Source organism: Nocardia sp. Root136, from assembly GCF_001427185.1.
GTDB classification, from domain to species: Bacteria; Actinomycetota; Actinomycetes; order Mycobacteriales; family Mycobacteriaceae; genus Nocardia; species Nocardia salmonicida.
Window position 1 is genome coordinate 302,560 of record NZ_LMFE01000001.1, and the last position, 15,910, is coordinate 318,469.

Here is a 15,910-nt window from a genome sequence, read left to right on the forward strand (position 1 = left end):
GTCGGCGTTGACACGAGAACCGTGACCATCAGGCAGCACTCCGATGGCTTTATGTGGGTCGGTCGGCTTCAGGACAGTTCGCTCATCACTGCAACTCTCGGGCTGTCCGACCACACGGAGTGAACGTCGGCACCGCTGGACAGATCGGCCCCGCCGAACTGCAGGGTGCTCCGCGCGGCCATCGCGGTCACATCGCTCACGTTGTTGCGGCTGTGCAAGGCCCGGCGTTGCCGGCTCGCTCCGTTACCACAGCGCAGGACCTCGGCCAGCATCGTCACCGCCGCATGGTATTCGCCCAGTTCTTCCAGGGCGGATCGGACATGGCAGATCAACAGTCCGAGCAGGTCACGCGCCGCAATCACGCGGTCCGAGGCCACATCGATCCCGCGCCCGGTCAACCCCTCGCGGGCGGCCATGGAGTACCCCGCGTGCAGCGCCGCCGCGGTGGTTTTCGGGGCGCACTCACCCTCGCTTATGGACCGCAAAGCCGTCATCACCAGCGCACGTACCAACGTCGCGAGCAGCACAGTCTCCTCGACAGTCGCGGGGACGTCGCTGACTCGCACCTCGATGGTCGGCAGATGAGCTGACGGCCGCACATCCCAATTGATCATCCCCTCATCGAGGATGACACCACTCCCGATCATCTTTTCTACGACCGCGTCGTAGTGCTCGACCGAGGCGAACCACGGCGGGGGCCCCGAACAGGGCCACCGCGCGAGCATGATCGACCGCCAGCTCGCGAACCCGGTATCGACGCCGCCATGGATGGGGGAATTGGCGGTCAGCGCCAGCAGCGCCGGTAGCCACGGACGCAGATAGTTGCTGACCTGTACTGCGGTTTCCCGGTCGGGTACGCCCACGTGGACATGGCTGGCGCAGACTCCCCGCGTCCCCGCAAGATCGTCGAACCTGCTCGCTATAGTGCGGTACCGACGAAGGTCTGTGATCGGCAACACGGCCGAACCGAGCATCGGCACGCCCACCGCCAGCAACTGCGCGCCGCACTGCGCGGCGGCATCGGCGGCCGCCGACCGCATCTCGGCCAGCTGCGTCCGTAGTTCGTGCGTGTGCCCGCACACCGCCGAGTTGGTCTCGACCTGACACTGGGTGTACTCCAAGTGAAGCCGGACACCGCAGCTTTCCGCCGCCTCGACAACCGCGAGGCTGGACATGATGGGGTGCCCGGTCGAGGGATCAACGAGCAGAAACTCCTCCTCCACCCCCATCGACGGGTGGACACCACCGTCAGGGATGACGGTGCCGACCTTCTCGGCTCGCTCGTGCTCTGCCATGTCGGTCCTTCTCTCACCTGTCGCAACGGCAAGCCGGGCAGGCATGGCGCGTGCTCGATGATCGCACTGATCACCCGGGAGTCGGTATACCGGTGGTCGGAGGTAGTGGCGCGCAGCCGACCGAGTAGTCTGGCTCCGCGCTGCGGGCCTGTGGCCTGCGGCATGAATCGTCATGGTCCGCACACCAACCTGCTGTTCTGGAACTTCGAGCTGCCACTCGGTATCGCTGGCAAGTAACCAGCCCGGGGTGGACCGTGCCGCAGCATCGCCAGCACTGTGGCGGAAAGCAACGTTTCGCTGGATCGTCGGGCGCTGGGCGACGCCCGGCAGGACTCCAACCAGATCGAGCCGATCGAGAAATTCGAAGCCGTGCATTGGATAGACCCCATCCACCACCAGCCGTAGCCTCGCGCTCAACGCGCCGGAAATGCCTTGCAAGAAACCATGTGTGGAGTCATGCGGCATCCGTACCCGACGGCATCGGTCAACGGATTGCGATCAGCTCGAGCTGGACCGCTCACCGACGAGCCCGATGTCGTTAGCGTCGAGCACGTGGATCTGAGACTGCAGGGAAAGCGCGCGATCGTCACCGGCGCCAGCAAGGGAATCGGGCTCGCCATCGCGCGCGGGCTCACCGCCGAAGGCGTCGACGTCGTGCTCGCGGCGCGCTCGCCGCAACCGCTCCAGGCTGCGGCCGACAGCATCGGCCGGAATTCGGGGCGGCGCGTGATCGCGGTACCGACCGACACCGGCGACGACGCGCAAGTCCAGCATCTCGTCAGGCGGACAGTCGAGGAACTCGGTGGTGTCGACATCCTGGTGAACTCCGCGGCCACCGCGTGGAGTGCGGGCGCGAACACCGATCTGCAGGCCACCACCGACGATATCGTGCGACGCGAGATCGAGATCAAGGTGCTCGGCTATCTACGCACCGCACGGGCGGTCGCACCGCACCTCGTCGCGCAGGGGTGGGGGCGCATCATCAATATCAGCGGATTGGGTGCGCGGCAAGCGAATTCGATCGGCCAGACCATCCGCAACGTCAGCGTGTCGGCGCTGACCAAAAACCTCGCCGACGAACTCGGCCCGCACGGCGTCAACGTCACGGTCGTCCATCCCGGACTCACCCGCACCGAACGGCTCGATGACCGGCTCCGCACGCAGGCCGAACAGGACGGCGTCGATATCGCGACTCTCGAGGACCAACTGGCCAAGAACTCGATTCGCCGAGTGATCGACGCGAGCGAGGTCGCCGATGTCGTGACCTTCCTCGCCTCCCCGCGCAGCATCGCCATCACCGGCGACGCCGTCGCGGCAGGCGGTGGCGTGCCCGGACCGGTCTTCTACTGACCGGCCCGCCTGCGCAGGGCGGGATCGGGTGCCCACTAGGTCATTCGCGCAGTGCAACAACCGAGTTCAAACGACGTGAGGAAGGCTCACTCAATCATCGGAATAGACCGGGGTGGCGGCGAATCCGGTGTCACCGACGATGACGACGCAGGGCCGCTTTTCACGGTCCAGGTCGTGGAGTGCTTCAGCGAGGTGCGTCGACATCAGCGTCATCCACCACTCCCACGCCGGTTCCGGTGCCGCACCCCGCTCAGCTTCTTCGGCGATGCGGCGATAGTAGGCCCGCAACTCGGCGTCGGTGACAGCGAATTCCACGGGCACATAGAGCAGTTCGCCGTGGCGGCGGATGATCTGCAAGCGACCGAGCGGGCCTCTCACTATCTCCGCTCCCCAGTCCGCGCCAGCCGTGGTTACCGATTCGGACAGCTGTTCGACAGTGGGGTCAGCCACGGCACCCGCCTCCTGGATACGCTGTGATGATCGTTCCGTCCCCGCCCACGATAACGGTGGGTTGAACGGTCTTCTCGATCCGCCCGTTGACATGGTTGACCAGGTAGATCTGCCCGGAATAGCAGTACTTGCTGCCACCGGCCGGGCCGCTCTTGTCCGGGGCGGTCAACGACTTCTCGATCGCCATATCTGCGACGTCACGCCAGTTCTTTCCCTCGATGTTGGCCAGGTTCTGCCATTCATCGAGGTGGCGGGCCTTGAAGTGTTGGACTGAGAAGAATCAGTTCCAATCTTCGGAGAGGAGTCCTGCTGTGCCTTCCATCACGGTTAGGAACTGTTCGGGGTGGTGTCGCGTCCAACCCCTATGTACCGCCGAGTGATGTTGGCGCACAGCTGGTATCCGGCAAGGCGCAGGGCCCAGCCGCGAAAGGTGCACTGTTCGACTCCGGTCGAGAATTCAGCGACGCGTCACAGAGGACCAACTCGCCCACTGTTCCAACGTGCACCAGGCCGGAGGCGAGGCGGGCCGCGTGGTCGCCGCATGCGTGGAGCCCGGTGTGCCGGGTGATAGCAGAGCGTTGGCAAATTCGGCATCCACTTTTGGTGGCGGACTTGATGGGGTGTTCCTCGGCCAGGTTCAGGAAGCGAGTGCGGCCGTGGCCAATTCATGCCAGTTCGCCTGCGCACCCTGCCTTGTCACTGCGGTGAATCGTGCCTCCCCGAGGCGACCGAGCGCCTGCTGCTCGATCCGGGCTATGTCCGGGTGAGAGCGGTCGGTCAGCCCGCGAACTCCCGCGCAGGCCGCGAGCAATCGCGCGGCCTGCTCGTCGTGATCGGCACGCAGCGCGAGGGCGGCGACACCGACGAGGATCTGGGCGATCAGGGGTGCGTGACCGGCAGCGGATGCCGCGTGGAAAGCGGCAGTGTGTTGTGCACGGGCTTCGTCGATATCTGCCGCGAGATAGCCGCGCAGATCGTGTAGTACCGCACTGACATTGGGCTGGTCGGCGTCGGTGCCGAGCATGGTTGTCGCGACGTCGATGTGCCGGTAGGCCTGGGCGACCAGTTCGGTCAGCTCGGCGACCAGCTCAGGGCCACCACCGAGGCGGATCTCGGCCTCGTAGCGATCCTCGATCGCGGCCAGGCGCAACCCCTCGAACCGGGCGATCAGCGCGTCGAACGCCGCACTGTCGGGCAGGGCGACGTCCTGCATGATCGTGCCGCGCCACAGGTCGACGGCCTCGCGGAGCAGCGGCGCCCGTTGGGTATCGGCACCGCCGCGGGCCTGCTCGACAAGCTGTTCGAACCGCACGGCGTCGACGGCGCCGGGTCGAACCGTCAGCCGGTACCCGCCGGGCTGTCCATCGAGGGATCCCTCCGGCAACAACTTCCGCAACCGAGAAACCAGCGCCTGCAAGGAATTCGCCGCGTCGGCGGGCGGCTGCTCACCCCAGATCCAGTCCACCAGTGCCGCTTTGGGGACGACGAGGCCAGGTTGGAGTGCCAGGGCGACCAGCAACGCACGCAACCGAGCACCCGGCACATCGATCGATACGCCGTCATCGGTGTGGATCTCGAGCGGTCCCAGCATCCTGATCTGCACCCGGCCATTCTGCCGTCGCCACCGACCGCACACTGCCACTGCCTGACGAAAGAGCCGAATTCGTCTGGAAATTCGGCTTCCGAGCAGGCATGACGCGGCGTCAGCGGCGGTGTCAGCTCGGTGTCAGTGCCGCATCAGCGTGACCCGCGACAGTAGTTCCTGTCAGCAACACAGCATTCGAAGGAGCACCACAATGACCACGTTCCAGACCCCCGCCCCGATCGCCGTCATCATCGAGGTCCTCGCGGGCAACGTCACCGTGATCGCCACCGACCGCACCGACACCGTCGTCGAGGTCCGGCCCGCCGACGCATCGAAGAAGGCCGACGTCCGCGCTGCCGAACAGACCCGAATCGACTTCACCGCAGGCACTTTGACCGTGCACACGCCCAAGAGCTGGCGCACCAACACCCCGTTCGGCGGTAACCCGTCGGTCGAGGTGACCATCGAAGTGCCGACCGGCTCCCAGCTGACGAGCACCACCGGCGTCGGCCGAGTGCTCGGCATCGGCGAACTCGGCCGGTGCGAACTCGAGGTCTCCCTCGGCGACATCACCATCGAGCGCCCGACCGATTCGGTCACTGCCAAGACCGCCAAGGGCGATATTCACATCGTCGAAGCCACCGATGGCGTACTGCGACTGGAAACCTCGCTCGGCGAGCTGTCGGTGGGAATCGCGCCGGGCAGCGCGGCGCGGCTGGAAGCCGATACCCAGCGCGGCACGGTGCACAACCAGCTCGCTCCCGCCGGATCGTCCGACAACACCGTGCACGTAATCGCACGAAATGCCCTCGGCAACATCATCATTCAGCACGCCGTAGCTGCCTGACCAACCTCCTCGACACGAAGGACATTCGATGACGATCCCCACCCCGCATGGCCTCCCCATCGAGCGCGACGCCGGCCCCTTCGACCCGCCGAGCGCAGTCAGCACCCTGCGTGACGTTCGCCCGGTCAGTCCGCTGGTATTCCCCGACGGACACCAGGGCTGGCTCGTCACCGGCTACGACGCCGTCCGCCAGCTCATGGCCGACACCCGATTCAGCTCACGCCAGGACATCGGCGTACTGCACACGGTGGAAGACATTCCCGGCATGCCCGCCCCCACCGAACCGTCCCCGCAGATCCCGGGCATGTTCATCACCATGGACGGCGCCGACCACACCAGGTTGCGGCGCAAGCTCGTCGGCGCCTTCACCGTGAAGCGGATGCGCGAGCTCGAAGAGCACATCGGTGACATCGCCGAGCAGCAGCTCGAGCTGATGGCACAGCTGACCCCACCTGTCGACCTCGTCAAGGTGTTCGCATTGCCGGTGCCGTCGCTGGTGATCTGCGAATTGCTCGGTGTCCCCTACGCCGACCGGGAAACCTTCCAGGTCAACTCCGCCCAGTTCCTGGTCAAGGACCAGCCGATCGAACAGAAGATGGCCGCCTACATCGCGTTGAGCACGTATCTGGCCGAACTGGTCACGAGCAAACGCGCGGCCCCTGACGAGGACATCCTGTCCGACCTGGCCCGCGACGACGACCTGACCATCGACGAACTGACCGGTGTCGCCTTCCTGCTCCTACTCGCCGGCCACGAAACCACCGCCAACATGCTCGGATTGGGCACCTTCGCGCTGTTGGAACACCCCGAGCAGCTGGCCGCGCTGCGCGCCGACCCGGAACTGTTGGCCGGCGGCGTCGAAGAGCTCATGCGCTACCTGTCGGTGGCCGACATCTTCTACCGCTACGCGACCGAGGACATCGAACTGGCCGGCGAGACCATCGGCAAGGGCTCGACCGTCGTCGTCTCCCTTCTCGCCGCCAACCACGACCCCCGACACTTCGACGACCCCGACACACTCGACGTGCACCGCAATGCCCGCGGCCACCTCACTTTCGGCCACGGCGCCCACCACTGCCTCGGCCACCAGCTGGCCCGCATCGAAATGCGCGCGGGCTTCGCGGGGCTGATCCGCCGCTTCCCGACGCTCCAACTAGCCATCCCCGCCGCGGAGGTGAAGCTCAGAACCGACATGAATATCTACGGCGTCCACGAACTGCCTGTCACCTGGACACAGACTGCCCGGTGAGCCTCGTATGCCGCGGGTGGGGACTCCCTCATGGATCCCACCTGATAGGAATCCAGTTCCCGATATAGACACTCGCGGCTTGGGCGTCACGGGTCCCACTCAGCGACCGAAGCGAGCCGGACTCGAACCCTCGGCCTTCTCGATCAGGGGCCCGATCCATGCGCCTGAAACGCCGGTCTTGACTGTCGACACGCGGGGCTACCGATCTGGCCGTGGAGCGATTCGGCTCGCCTCGACCGGGCTCCCGGTCGAGGCGAGCCTTTCCCCGTGCACCCACGCGCCGCCGCCACGTCGCGGGGCAGTATCCACCCTCGATGCTTCAGATCTCGTCCCACGGAGCCACTCCCAGTCGCAAACAGATTCGGTAAGACCCTCCTGACCGTATTAGCAAGTGGCACAAGCAGCCTCGCGCCGGACCGGCAAGAGAGCGCGTGCCGCCCGGTCGCGCTTGTGCACACCTCGCGAGAAAGGTGCGGCCGGGCCTGCACAACCGACCATCGAAGAAGGCCGAGCATCGATGTGACGGATAATCGGGTCGCGGTAGTTTCCGACTCCGCCGATCGCGTGGCGATCGGCAACCCTGGATCGCACGAATACAATCGACGCTGTGCAGCCATCCTTGTCCCCGGCAAATGTGACCGAAGTCTGCAGGCAGGTCGACAAGTAGTTCCACCTCATCCGGACCAAAGAGCCACCCGACGTAGCGAGGTACGAGTGCAGGCCCTGCATCGAATTGTCCTACCCATCACAGCAGCGGCGTTCATTGCCGCGACCGCCATCTCCGCACCGAACGCGCAAGCTGCCGCCGACTGCCCGGGCGCCGGTCAATCGGCGGTGCAGGTGGGCGCTGTGTCGGGTGCCGTGGAAGGTCTCATCGTCGATTCGCAGGGCCGCGCGTACGCCACAGACCTCGTGAGCGGACACGTCTTGCGGATCGATGCCCCCGGCGCCCCTGCGGTAGTCATCGCCACCGTGCCCAGCGGCGGCGCCGGTGCGCTCGCCTGGACCCGAGACGGCAAACTGCTAGTCGGTTACGGCGCGGACGCCCGGGTCGTCATCGGCGACCTGGTCCAGCTGGCGGGCATCGTCGAGGTCGACCCAGATACCGGTGCGGTGACACCGTTCGCCTCGGGCCTCAGCGCCGCCAACGGCATGGATGTCGCAGCCGACGGAACCGTCTACGCCACCAACGACTTCGGAAACTTCGTCGGCCGCGTCAGCCCGAACGGCGCGGTGCAGGCGGACTGGGCGAGGTTCCCCAGCGCCAACGGTGCCGTGCTCGACACCGACGACGAATACCTCTATATCTCACGCACTTTCGTCAACCCTGGCGTCAGCCGGATACCCACCGCGAATCCCGGCGCACCACAATCGCTGTTGGACCTGTCCGGCACCGACACCTTCGGTACACCCGACGGGCTGACCTTGGACTCACAGAATCGCCCCGTCGTCCCGTTCAACCTCTCTGGCCGCATTGTCCGCATCGACTCACCCGGCCAGTACTGCGTCCTCGGCACCGCGGCCCCGTCGACCAGCGTCGTCACCTACGGTCGCGGTACGACCGGCTTCTCCGCCGGCCGTCTGTTCGCCGCCACCTTCACCGGCGCGATCTACGAAATACCAGGTGCCTTCGACTCCAATGCCTGAACCGCCCCCTGATGGCTAGTGCCTCGTCCAGGAAATTTGCCTCGGTAACAGGTGTCGCGTTGATCGCGTGCCCACTTCGGATCTCGAGATCGCGGTTGGTCGATGAGCATCGAAAGGGCTTGCGAATCGCGTGATTACAGCGTGTGTCGGAGAGAACGCGCGGCCGCGACCAAGTGTGGACTTACTGGACTGCGCCGGGCCGCGCTGCGATGATGCGCATCGCCCCGATTCGTTTCCGGAAGGAGTTCGGCCCATGCAAGGCGATCCTGAAGTGATCGAGTTTCTGAACGAACAGTTGACTGCGGAGTTGACCGCGATCAACCAGTACTTCCTGCACGCGAAGATGCAAGAAAATTTCGGCTGGACCAAGCTCGCCAAGTACACCCGCTCCGAGTCCTTCGACGAGATGAAGCACGCGGAGCTCCTGACCGACCGGATCCTGTTCCTGGACGGTCTGCCCAACTATCAGCGGCTGTTCCATGTTCGTGTGGGGCAGACCGTGACCGAGATGTTCCAGGCCGACCGAGAGGTCGAAGTGGAGGCCATCGACCGGCTGCGGCGTGGGATAGAGGTGATGCGCACCAAGGGAGATATCACCTCCGCCAATATCTTCGAGTCGATCCTCGCTGATGAGGAGCACCACATCGACTACCTGGATACGCAATTGGAGCTGGTGGAGAAGCTCGGCGAACCGCTCTATATCGCGCAGCTGATCGAGCAGCCCAACACCTAAGCGACCTCGTCGAGGTTCTCGGCGCCGGATTCGTACTCGCGGTGCAAGGCGGTGCGGGCGAGCAGCGCTTGGATACGGCGCACGCACGATCCGCAATCAGTGCCCGCTTTGCACGCCGAGGCGATCCTTCGAGGTGTGCACGCGCCGTCGGCGATGTGTCGGCGGACGTCCTCCTCGGTCACCGCGAAACAGTTGCAGACGTACACGGGCGGCCTCTCCGGACAAGCTCGGGATGAAAGTAGCCTTCCCGATGTTCGGTGAGGCTAGCCTAATATTATCCCACGGATGCCGGGTTTGTACAGATCCGGCACGTGGCCGTGTTGCCAGGGCGAGAGGTATCCGAGTCGACCATCAGATGGCACAACACCGGTACGGGGCCAATTCGGTGAGGAACGGTGCCGCCGTGCCGAGTCCGCTTGGTCGTCGAATTAATCTCGATGGAGAACCACCACGCCGGACGCGAAGAAAACCAACACCCCGTTGCCCCTCTCGAGGAGAAACTCAATGCGCGCACGTCGCTTGTCGCGTCGTTTCCTGACCGCGGCGGCCGCGGTCCTGCTCACGGTGACCGGGTGCGTCTCCACGGCGTCGGCCTCGCCGGTGGCCGGAGACCAGCGGCCGAACGTGGTGATGATCCTGGCCGACGACCTGGACGCGGCAACCACCCCGGTGTGGCAGGCGATGCCGCGCACCGCGGCACTGATCCGTGACCGCGGCGTGGAGTTCACCGACGGCTTCGCGCCGATGCCGATCTGCTGCGCGGCCCGCGCTTCCATCCTGACCGGCGAATACGGGCACAACACCGGTGTCCTCACCAACGCCGGCGAGGTCGGTGGCTTCGACGCCTTCCGCGCGGGCGGCAACGAATCCCACACCATCGCCACTACCCTGCACGACGCCGGATACCGCACCGGCATGGCCGGGAAGTACCTCAACGGCCTCGAACACGACCCCGGCCACATCCCGCCCGGCTGGGACGACTGGAACGCCGGAGTCGACAACTTCCTGTACTCCGGCTACAACTACACCCTCAACGAAAACGGGACCCGCGTGAAATACGGTGTGGCACCGGCCGATTACCAAACCGACGTGATCCGCGCCAAGTCCGAGCGGTTCCTCACAGACGCCGCCGCCTCCGGGCAGCCGTTCTTCTGGTACGCCGCCTCCACCTCCCCCCACTTCCCGATCCCGCCCGCACCCCGCCACCTGACCGGCACCCAGCCCACCCCCGCCCCGCGGTCACCGAACTATCAAGAACCCGACGTGTCCGACAAACCCTCATGGCTGATCGACACCGCCGACGCGAGGGCCGCGACCATCGCCGCGACCAACGACATCGACTACACCAACCGCCTCGGCGCTCTCAAATCACTCGACGAAATGGTCGCCGGAATCGTCGAAACCCTCGAACGAACCGGCGAACTCGACAACACCTACCTGATCTTCACCTCCGACAACGGCTACAGCCTCGGCGCCCACCGCCTCACCCAGAAAATGGCCCCCTACGAAGAATCCCTGCGAGTGCCCCTCGCGATCAGCGGCCCCGGTATCCGCCCCGGCCGCAGCGACGCCATGGCCCTGTCGATCGACCTCGCACCCACCCTCTACGACTGGGCGGACATCCCCATCCCTGACCAGGTCGACGGCCGGTCCCTGACCCCCGTACTGTCCGGCGACACCATCGGCTGGCGCACCGATTTCGCCGCCGAATACGGTGGCAACGGCGACAACGGCCGCAACGGAATCGCTCAGGAACAAATCCCCGGCACCGATACCCCCGTCATGTACGCACTCGACATGCCGTCCTGGAGCGCCGTGCGCAACCGCCGGTACCTCTACGTACGCTGGTACGACCGAGAACGCCCCCTCGATCAGCGCGAATACGAACTGTACGACCTGCAGGCCGACCCCTACCAACTCACCAACCTCATCAAAACCCCCCAAGGCCGCGCGGCGCACGCCGACATCATCACCGACCTCGACCACCGCCTCGGTGAACTGATCACCTGCACCGGACGCTCCTGTCGGTAACAACTCACCGACGGACGTCGCCGGAATCACACCCTTGTGGTGTTCACCGGCTGTTCGCTTGTCTCGCTGTATCGATATCGGTCAATATAGGCGTATGTCGAAGTCGAAGTTGGTGGTGACGCCCGTGCAGGCGTGCTCCGCCGCGCCCCTGGTGCGCGAGCCCCTGACCGAACCCCACGCCACCGAACTCGCGAGCGTGTTCAAAGCACTCTCCGATCCCGTCCGGTTGCGACTACTGAGCGCCATCGCCTCGCGTGAGAGCCAAGAAGCCTGCGTGTGTGACCTGTCGGTCGGGATCGAGCTGACCCAGCCCACAATCTCGCACCACCTCAAAGTGCTGCGCGAAGCCGGGCTGCTCGACAGCGAACGCCGCGCCTCCTGGGTGTACTACCGAGTCGTCCCCGCAGCCCTGCAACGGCTCTCCGAAGTCCTGCTCGTCGAGAGCGGCACCACCCAGGGAGCCAACGCATGAGCGCGACCACCACCGACCACCCCGCCGTCGTCGGCAAACTGTCTACCCTCGACCGATTCCTACCGGTCTGGATCGGCGTCGCGATGGCCGCCGGACTACTACTCGGGCGCATGATCCCCGGCCTCGGTGACGCCCTGAGCTCCGTGGAAATCGACGGCATCTCGCTGCCGATCGCGATCGGACTGCTGATCATGATGTACCCGGTCCTGGCGAAAGTCCGCTACGACCGCCTCGACTCGGTCACCGGCGACCGCAAACTCCTGATCAGCTCCCTGGTCTTGAACTGGATCCTCGGCCCCGCGCTGATGTTCGCCCTGGCCTGGCTGTTCCTGCCCGACCTGCCCGAATACCGGACTGGGCTGATCATCGTCGGCCTGGCCCGCTGCATCGCGATGGTGATCATCTGGAACGACCTGGCCTGCGGTGACCGCGAAGCCGCCGCCGTCCTCGTCGCGTTGAACTCGGTGTTCCAGGTCTTCATGTTCGCTGTCCTCGGCTGGTTCTACCTCGCGGTCCTGCCCGGCTGGCTCGGCCTGGAACAAACCACCATCGACGTCTCCCCCTGGCAGGTCGCGAAATCGGTCCTGATCTTCCTCGGCATCCCGCTGCTGGCAGGGTTCTTGACCCGCCGCCTCGGCGAACGCGCCAAGGGCCGCGACTGGTACGAATCGAAGTTCCTGCCCAAGATCGGCCCGTGGGCGCTCTACGGGCTGCTGTTCACCATCGTGATCCTGTTCGCGCTGCAAGGCGACCAGATCACCTCCCATCCGGTCGACGTCGTCCGCATCGCGATCCCGCTACTGGCCTACTTCGCGATCATGTGGGGCGGCGGCTACGCCATGGGCGCGGCCCTGGGCTTGGGCTATGAACGCACCACCACGTTGGCGTTCACCGCTGCGGGCAACAACTTCGAACTCGCTATCGCGGTAGCGATCGCCACCTACGGCGTCACCTCCGGCCAAGCTCTCGCCGGTGTCGTCGGCCCGCTCATCGAGGTCCCGGTCCTGGTCGGGTTGGTCTATGTCTCCCTCGCGCTGCGTAAGCGATTCCGGCCCACGACCACGGCGGTCGCCAGTACTGAAGCGGTGACGCCGCGGTGAGCTCAACACCGTCCGTGCTGTTCGTGTGCGTCAAGAACGGCGGCAAATCCCAGATGGCCGCCGGTTTGATGCGCGCCGTCGCCGAGGATCGGGTCGAGATCCATTCCGCTGGAACCACACCCGGCACCTCGGTCAACGCCCTGTCAGCGCAATCGTTGCTCGAAGTCGGCGTCGATATCCGCGCCGAAATCCCGAAACCGATCGACCCGGCCCTGCTCCGCTCGGTCGACCTGGTCGTGACCCTCGGCAGTGAAGCCCACGTCGAACCGGTCGAGGGTGTGCGAATCATCAACTGGGACATCGACGAACCCTCCGAACGCGGCATCGACGGCATCGAACGCATGCGCCTGGTCCGCGACGACATCACCACCCGCGTCGAAACTCTGCTCACCGAACTCACCACCCCCGCCTAGCAACGGACACCCACATGAGCGACAGCCCTCTCGCCCCCTTCCACACCCGTCACGACCTGACCATCGACCAGCAACTCGCCCTCAAAACCGCCGCCACCCACCTGCAGCGCGAGTTCGACGGCACCTTCGGCATCGAAACGATCGAACGGTTCCTGTACTCGTCCTACGACCAGTTCGCCGGACGCGCGACCGTGATCAACTACCTGCCGCTGCTGGCCGAACGCTTCGCCCGCCAACGCCTGCACGCGCTGGCCCGCGTCGAAGGCAAAGCCCACACCGGCACCCCGACCGTGCTGTTCCTGTGCACCCACAACGCCGGGCGTTCACAGATGGCGCTCGGGTTCTTCACCCACCTCGCCGGTGACCGGGCCGTGGCCTGGTCCGGCGGTAGCGAACCCGGCGACGAGATCAACCCCGCCGCGCTCGCGGCGATGGCCGAGGTCGGTATCGACATCACGACCGAGTTCCCCAAGCCGTGGACCGAAGAGATCATCCAGGCCGCCGACGTGGTCATCACCATGGGCTGCGGCGACGCCTGCCCCCTCTACCCCGGCCGCCGCTACGAGGAATGGAACCTCGACGACCCCGCCGAACTCGACATCACCGCGATCCGCCCCATCCGCGACGAGATCGAAACCCGCGTCCGCCACCTGCTCGCCGAACTCGATCTCCCTGCCAACTGAAAGGCATTGCCCCACATGACCACCAAGCCCAGCGTGTTATTCGTCTGCGTCCACAACGCCGGACGCTCCCAGATGGCCGCCGGATTCCTCACCCACCTCGCCGGCGACTCGATCGAGGTCCGATCCGCAGGCAGCGCGCCCGCCGAGACGATCAACCCCTCCGCTGTCGAGGCGATGGCCGAACTCGGGATCGACATCTCCGATCAGACCCCGAAGATTTTGACCTACGACGCCGTGGAAACCTCCGATGTCGTGATCACCATGGGATGCGGGGATACTTGCCCGTCGTTCCCCGGTGTCAGCTACCGCGACTGGGTCCTGGAAGACCCCGCGGGCAAGGGCGTGGGCTCGGTCCGGCCGATCCGCGACGAGATCAAGAACCGCGTCGAAGCCCTCATCGCGGAGTTGCTGCCAACCCGTGCCTGACCTGCGACGTCAGCCTGGTTCTGTCGCCCGAGCCTCGAACCGGCACGCCTTGTAGTGCGAGGCTCGGCGACAACCGAAATCAGACGCAACGCCAAGCGCACGAGCGGTGGGATCCACCGATCTCCCCCGCAGTAGCGTTCGAGATGTGTAGTGGTAGTCGCCCGCGTGGTCGCGCCAGCGAGTTCCAGCGTTGGTTGTAGGTGAATCCGACGCCGCCCAGCGGTACCACCGACGAGCGCTATCGGCGAAAGGTGACATCACCCAGCTACAGATCCGCCGCGTGCCTGGGCACTGGCCGGTGACCACGTTCGCCATCAACTCCCTCGGCGCGTTCGTCCTGGGTGGACTACTCGAAGCGTTGGCCCGGCTGGGGCCGGATTCCGGGTGGCGACAACGCGTTCGCCTGGGCATAGGCACCGGGGTCATCGGTTCGTTCACCACCTACAGCACCCTCACGGTCGACACCGATCTTCTGCTACGTGGCCATCACCCATGGTCCGCGATCACCTACGCCCTCGGCACGGTAATCGCGGGCATGGTGGCGACGGCGGTCGGGATCGCCACGGGTACATGGATGGCCTCGCGGCGCGGTGAGGAGCAGAATTGATGGTGCTATGGGTTGGGTTGGCTGGGAGTGCCGGTGCGGTGGCGCGGTTCGTTCTCGATGGGATGATCCGGTCGAGACGGACATCGGAGTTCCCGTGGGCGACGGTCGTCGTCAACGTGACCGGGTCCCTGATCCAACGCCAACGCTATCGAGCCGCCGCGGCAAACGCGTTCGGAACGTTGGCGCTGACCGTCCTAGCGGGCGCAGCCGGACTGGCATCGGCCGGATGGTGAGGAGAAGGCAATGAGCGAATCCCAGCATCGGCAACCCGGTGACCGGGACTGGCGAGAGCCATTGCGCGTGGACGGCCCCGCAGGACCGACCGTCCCGGCGGCCCATGTCGTGGTCGGGTTCGACCGGCACAACGCCAGCCATATCGCGCTCGACTACGCGATCGGGTTGGCTGCCGCGCTCAACGCGTACCTGCATGTCGCCCACGTCATCGATACCGACGACCTGCCCATCGACCCCGATGCCGCCGATTGGGACCGCGCGATCGCCGAGGTGGTCGAGCGCGAACGCGCGTACGCGTGCTCGATGCTGGCCGCACTGCCCGGCAACTGGTCCTACCACGCACATCGAGGCAACCCCGCGCATCTGCTGGGCTCGATAGCCGACGCCAACGACGCGGCGATGATCGTGATCGGCGCCCCACGCCACGGCTTAGCATCGCTGGTCGAGCGTTTACTCGGGGAGTCGGTGTCGGCCCAGTTGATCCATCACGGCCAACGGCCCGTGGTGTTGGTTCCCGAACACAGCCCCGCCTCGGCCTTGCTGTCTCGGCCCGCACGGTGAACCCGCCCAAGCGTCTCGAACCACCGAGCATCCGCCCGCCGATGAGCGCGTGGCGGATGGGTCCCCCAATGCCAGCGGAAGCGGCAGGTGGGGTGTGCCCGCACGCGGCTCCGGGCTGCGACGGCCTCCGCCGCCCGTGGTGCGACCAGCAAAACACGGGCAAAAAAAGGGGGCCCGATGACCGGGCCGGATCCGGTCGATAGGGGCGAGTCAGGCTCGAAACTGCA

General features: G+C 65.7%; 18 protein-coding genes. 13 read left to right on the forward strand and 5 right to left on the reverse strand.

Features of this window, described 5'->3' with window-relative positions; all coding sequences use genetic code 11:
• Window positions 1–68 precede the first annotated feature (68 nt).
• Entirely contained in the window at window positions 69–1,733 is a 1,665-nt protein-coding gene (locus ASD42_RS01475; protein ID WP_235569267.1) for a carboxylate-amine ligase, read from the reverse strand.
• A 114-nt stretch (window positions 1,734–1,847) separates the two neighbouring features.
• Here ASD42_RS01475 and ASD42_RS01480 point away from each other — a divergent pair, with 114 nt between their 5' ends.
• Window positions 1,848–2,645, forward strand: a complete 798-nt coding sequence (locus ASD42_RS01480; protein WP_056809377.1) for an SDR family NAD(P)-dependent oxidoreductase — start codon at window positions 1,848–1,850, stop codon at window positions 2,643–2,645.
• Between the two features lie 90 nt (window positions 2,646–2,735).
• Here the strand turns inward: ASD42_RS01480 and ASD42_RS01485 are convergent, their stop codons facing one another.
• From ASD42_RS01485 to ASD42_RS01495, 3 genes are all read right to left on the reverse strand, one after another.
• Window positions 2,736–3,095: a hypothetical protein gene (locus ASD42_RS01485; protein ID WP_063055794.1), complete on the reverse strand. Its 360-nt coding sequence runs from the start codon at window positions 3,093–3,095 to the stop codon at window positions 2,736–2,738.
• Window positions 3,088–3,282, reverse strand: coding sequence for a hypothetical protein (locus ASD42_RS01490; protein ID WP_056809381.1), 195 nt, complete (start codon window positions 3,280–3,282; stop codon window positions 3,088–3,090). The genes ASD42_RS01485 and ASD42_RS01490 overlap by 8 nt, the downstream gene beginning before the upstream one ends.
• Before the next feature lie 450 nt (window positions 3,283–3,732).
• A complete protein-coding gene (locus ASD42_RS01495; protein WP_056809383.1) occupies window positions 3,733–4,698 on the reverse strand; it encodes an AfsR/SARP family transcriptional regulator in 966 nt (321 codons plus the stop codon).
• Between the two features lie 193 nt (window positions 4,699–4,891).
• Here ASD42_RS01495 and ASD42_RS01500 point away from each other — a divergent pair, with 193 nt between their 5' ends.
• The 4 genes from ASD42_RS01500 to bfr all read left to right on the forward strand — a co-directional run bounded on the left by ASD42_RS01500 (window position 4,892) and on the right by bfr (window position 9,156).
• A complete protein-coding gene (locus tag ASD42_RS01500) occupies window positions 4,892–5,527 on the forward strand; it encodes a DUF4097 family beta strand repeat-containing protein (protein WP_056809385.1) in 636 nt (211 codons plus the stop codon).
• Window positions 5,528–5,555: 28 nt separating this feature from the next.
• Entirely contained in the window at window positions 5,556–6,776 is a 1,221-nt protein-coding gene (locus tag ASD42_RS01505; protein WP_056809387.1) for a cytochrome P450, read from the forward strand.
• Between the two features lie 723 nt (window positions 6,777–7,499).
• Entirely contained in the window at window positions 7,500–8,423 is a 924-nt protein-coding gene (locus ASD42_RS01510) for an SMP-30/gluconolactonase/LRE family protein (protein WP_235569421.1), read from the forward strand.
• A gap of 253 nt (window positions 8,424–8,676) precedes the next feature.
• A complete protein-coding gene (gene bfr / locus ASD42_RS01515; RefSeq protein ID WP_056809390.1) occupies window positions 8,677–9,156 on the forward strand; it encodes a bacterioferritin in 480 nt (159 codons plus the stop codon).
• Here bfr and ASD42_RS01520 read toward each other — a convergent pair.
• Window positions 9,153–9,362 carry a (2Fe-2S)-binding protein gene (locus ASD42_RS01520; protein WP_056809392.1) on the reverse strand — a complete coding sequence of 70 codons (210 nt, stop codon included), beginning with the start codon at window positions 9,360–9,362 and terminating at the stop codon, window positions 9,153–9,155. The two genes, bfr and ASD42_RS01520, sit on opposite strands and share 4 nt — an antisense overlap.
• Before the next feature lie 298 nt (window positions 9,363–9,660).
• Here ASD42_RS01520 and ASD42_RS01525 point away from each other — a divergent pair, with 298 nt between their 5' ends.
• From ASD42_RS01525 to ASD42_RS01565, 8 genes are all read left to right on the forward strand, one after another.
• Entirely contained in the window at window positions 9,661–11,187 is a 1,527-nt protein-coding gene (locus tag ASD42_RS01525) for a sulfatase-like hydrolase/transferase (RefSeq protein WP_084786977.1), read from the forward strand.
• 94 nt (window positions 11,188–11,281) lie between these two features.
• On the forward strand, window positions 11,282–11,659 hold the full coding sequence (locus ASD42_RS01530; protein ID WP_056809393.1) for an ArsR/SmtB family transcription factor: 378 nt from the start codon (window positions 11,282–11,284) through the stop codon (window positions 11,657–11,659).
• Window positions 11,656–12,759, forward strand: coding sequence for an ACR3 family arsenite efflux transporter (gene arsB / locus ASD42_RS01535; protein WP_056809395.1), 1,104 nt, complete (start codon window positions 11,656–11,658; stop codon window positions 12,757–12,759). The genes ASD42_RS01530 and arsB overlap by 4 nt, the downstream gene beginning before the upstream one ends.
• Window positions 12,756–13,172 (forward strand): arsenate-mycothiol transferase ArsC, encoded by a 417-nt coding sequence (locus ASD42_RS01540; RefSeq protein ID WP_084786978.1) that lies wholly within the window; start codon window positions 12,756–12,758, stop codon window positions 13,170–13,172. The genes arsB and ASD42_RS01540 overlap by 4 nt, the downstream gene beginning before the upstream one ends.
• A gap of 14 nt (window positions 13,173–13,186) precedes the next feature.
• A complete protein-coding gene (locus ASD42_RS01545) occupies window positions 13,187–13,855 on the forward strand; it encodes an arsenate reductase ArsC (protein ID WP_056809399.1) in 669 nt (222 codons plus the stop codon).
• Between the two features lie 15 nt (window positions 13,856–13,870).
• Window positions 13,871–14,281, forward strand: coding sequence for an arsenate reductase ArsC (locus tag ASD42_RS01550; protein WP_056809401.1), 411 nt, complete (start codon window positions 13,871–13,873; stop codon window positions 14,279–14,281).
• 280 nt (window positions 14,282–14,561) lie between these two features.
• Window positions 14,562–14,888: a fluoride efflux transporter FluC gene (locus ASD42_RS01555; RefSeq protein ID WP_327152840.1), complete on the forward strand. Its 327-nt coding sequence runs from the start codon at window positions 14,562–14,564 to the stop codon at window positions 14,886–14,888.
• Window positions 14,889–15,131: 243 nt separating this feature from the next.
• A complete protein-coding gene (locus ASD42_RS01565; RefSeq protein ID WP_056809404.1) occupies window positions 15,132–15,683 on the forward strand; it encodes a universal stress protein in 552 nt (183 codons plus the stop codon).
• Window positions 15,684–15,910 lie beyond the last annotated feature (227 nt).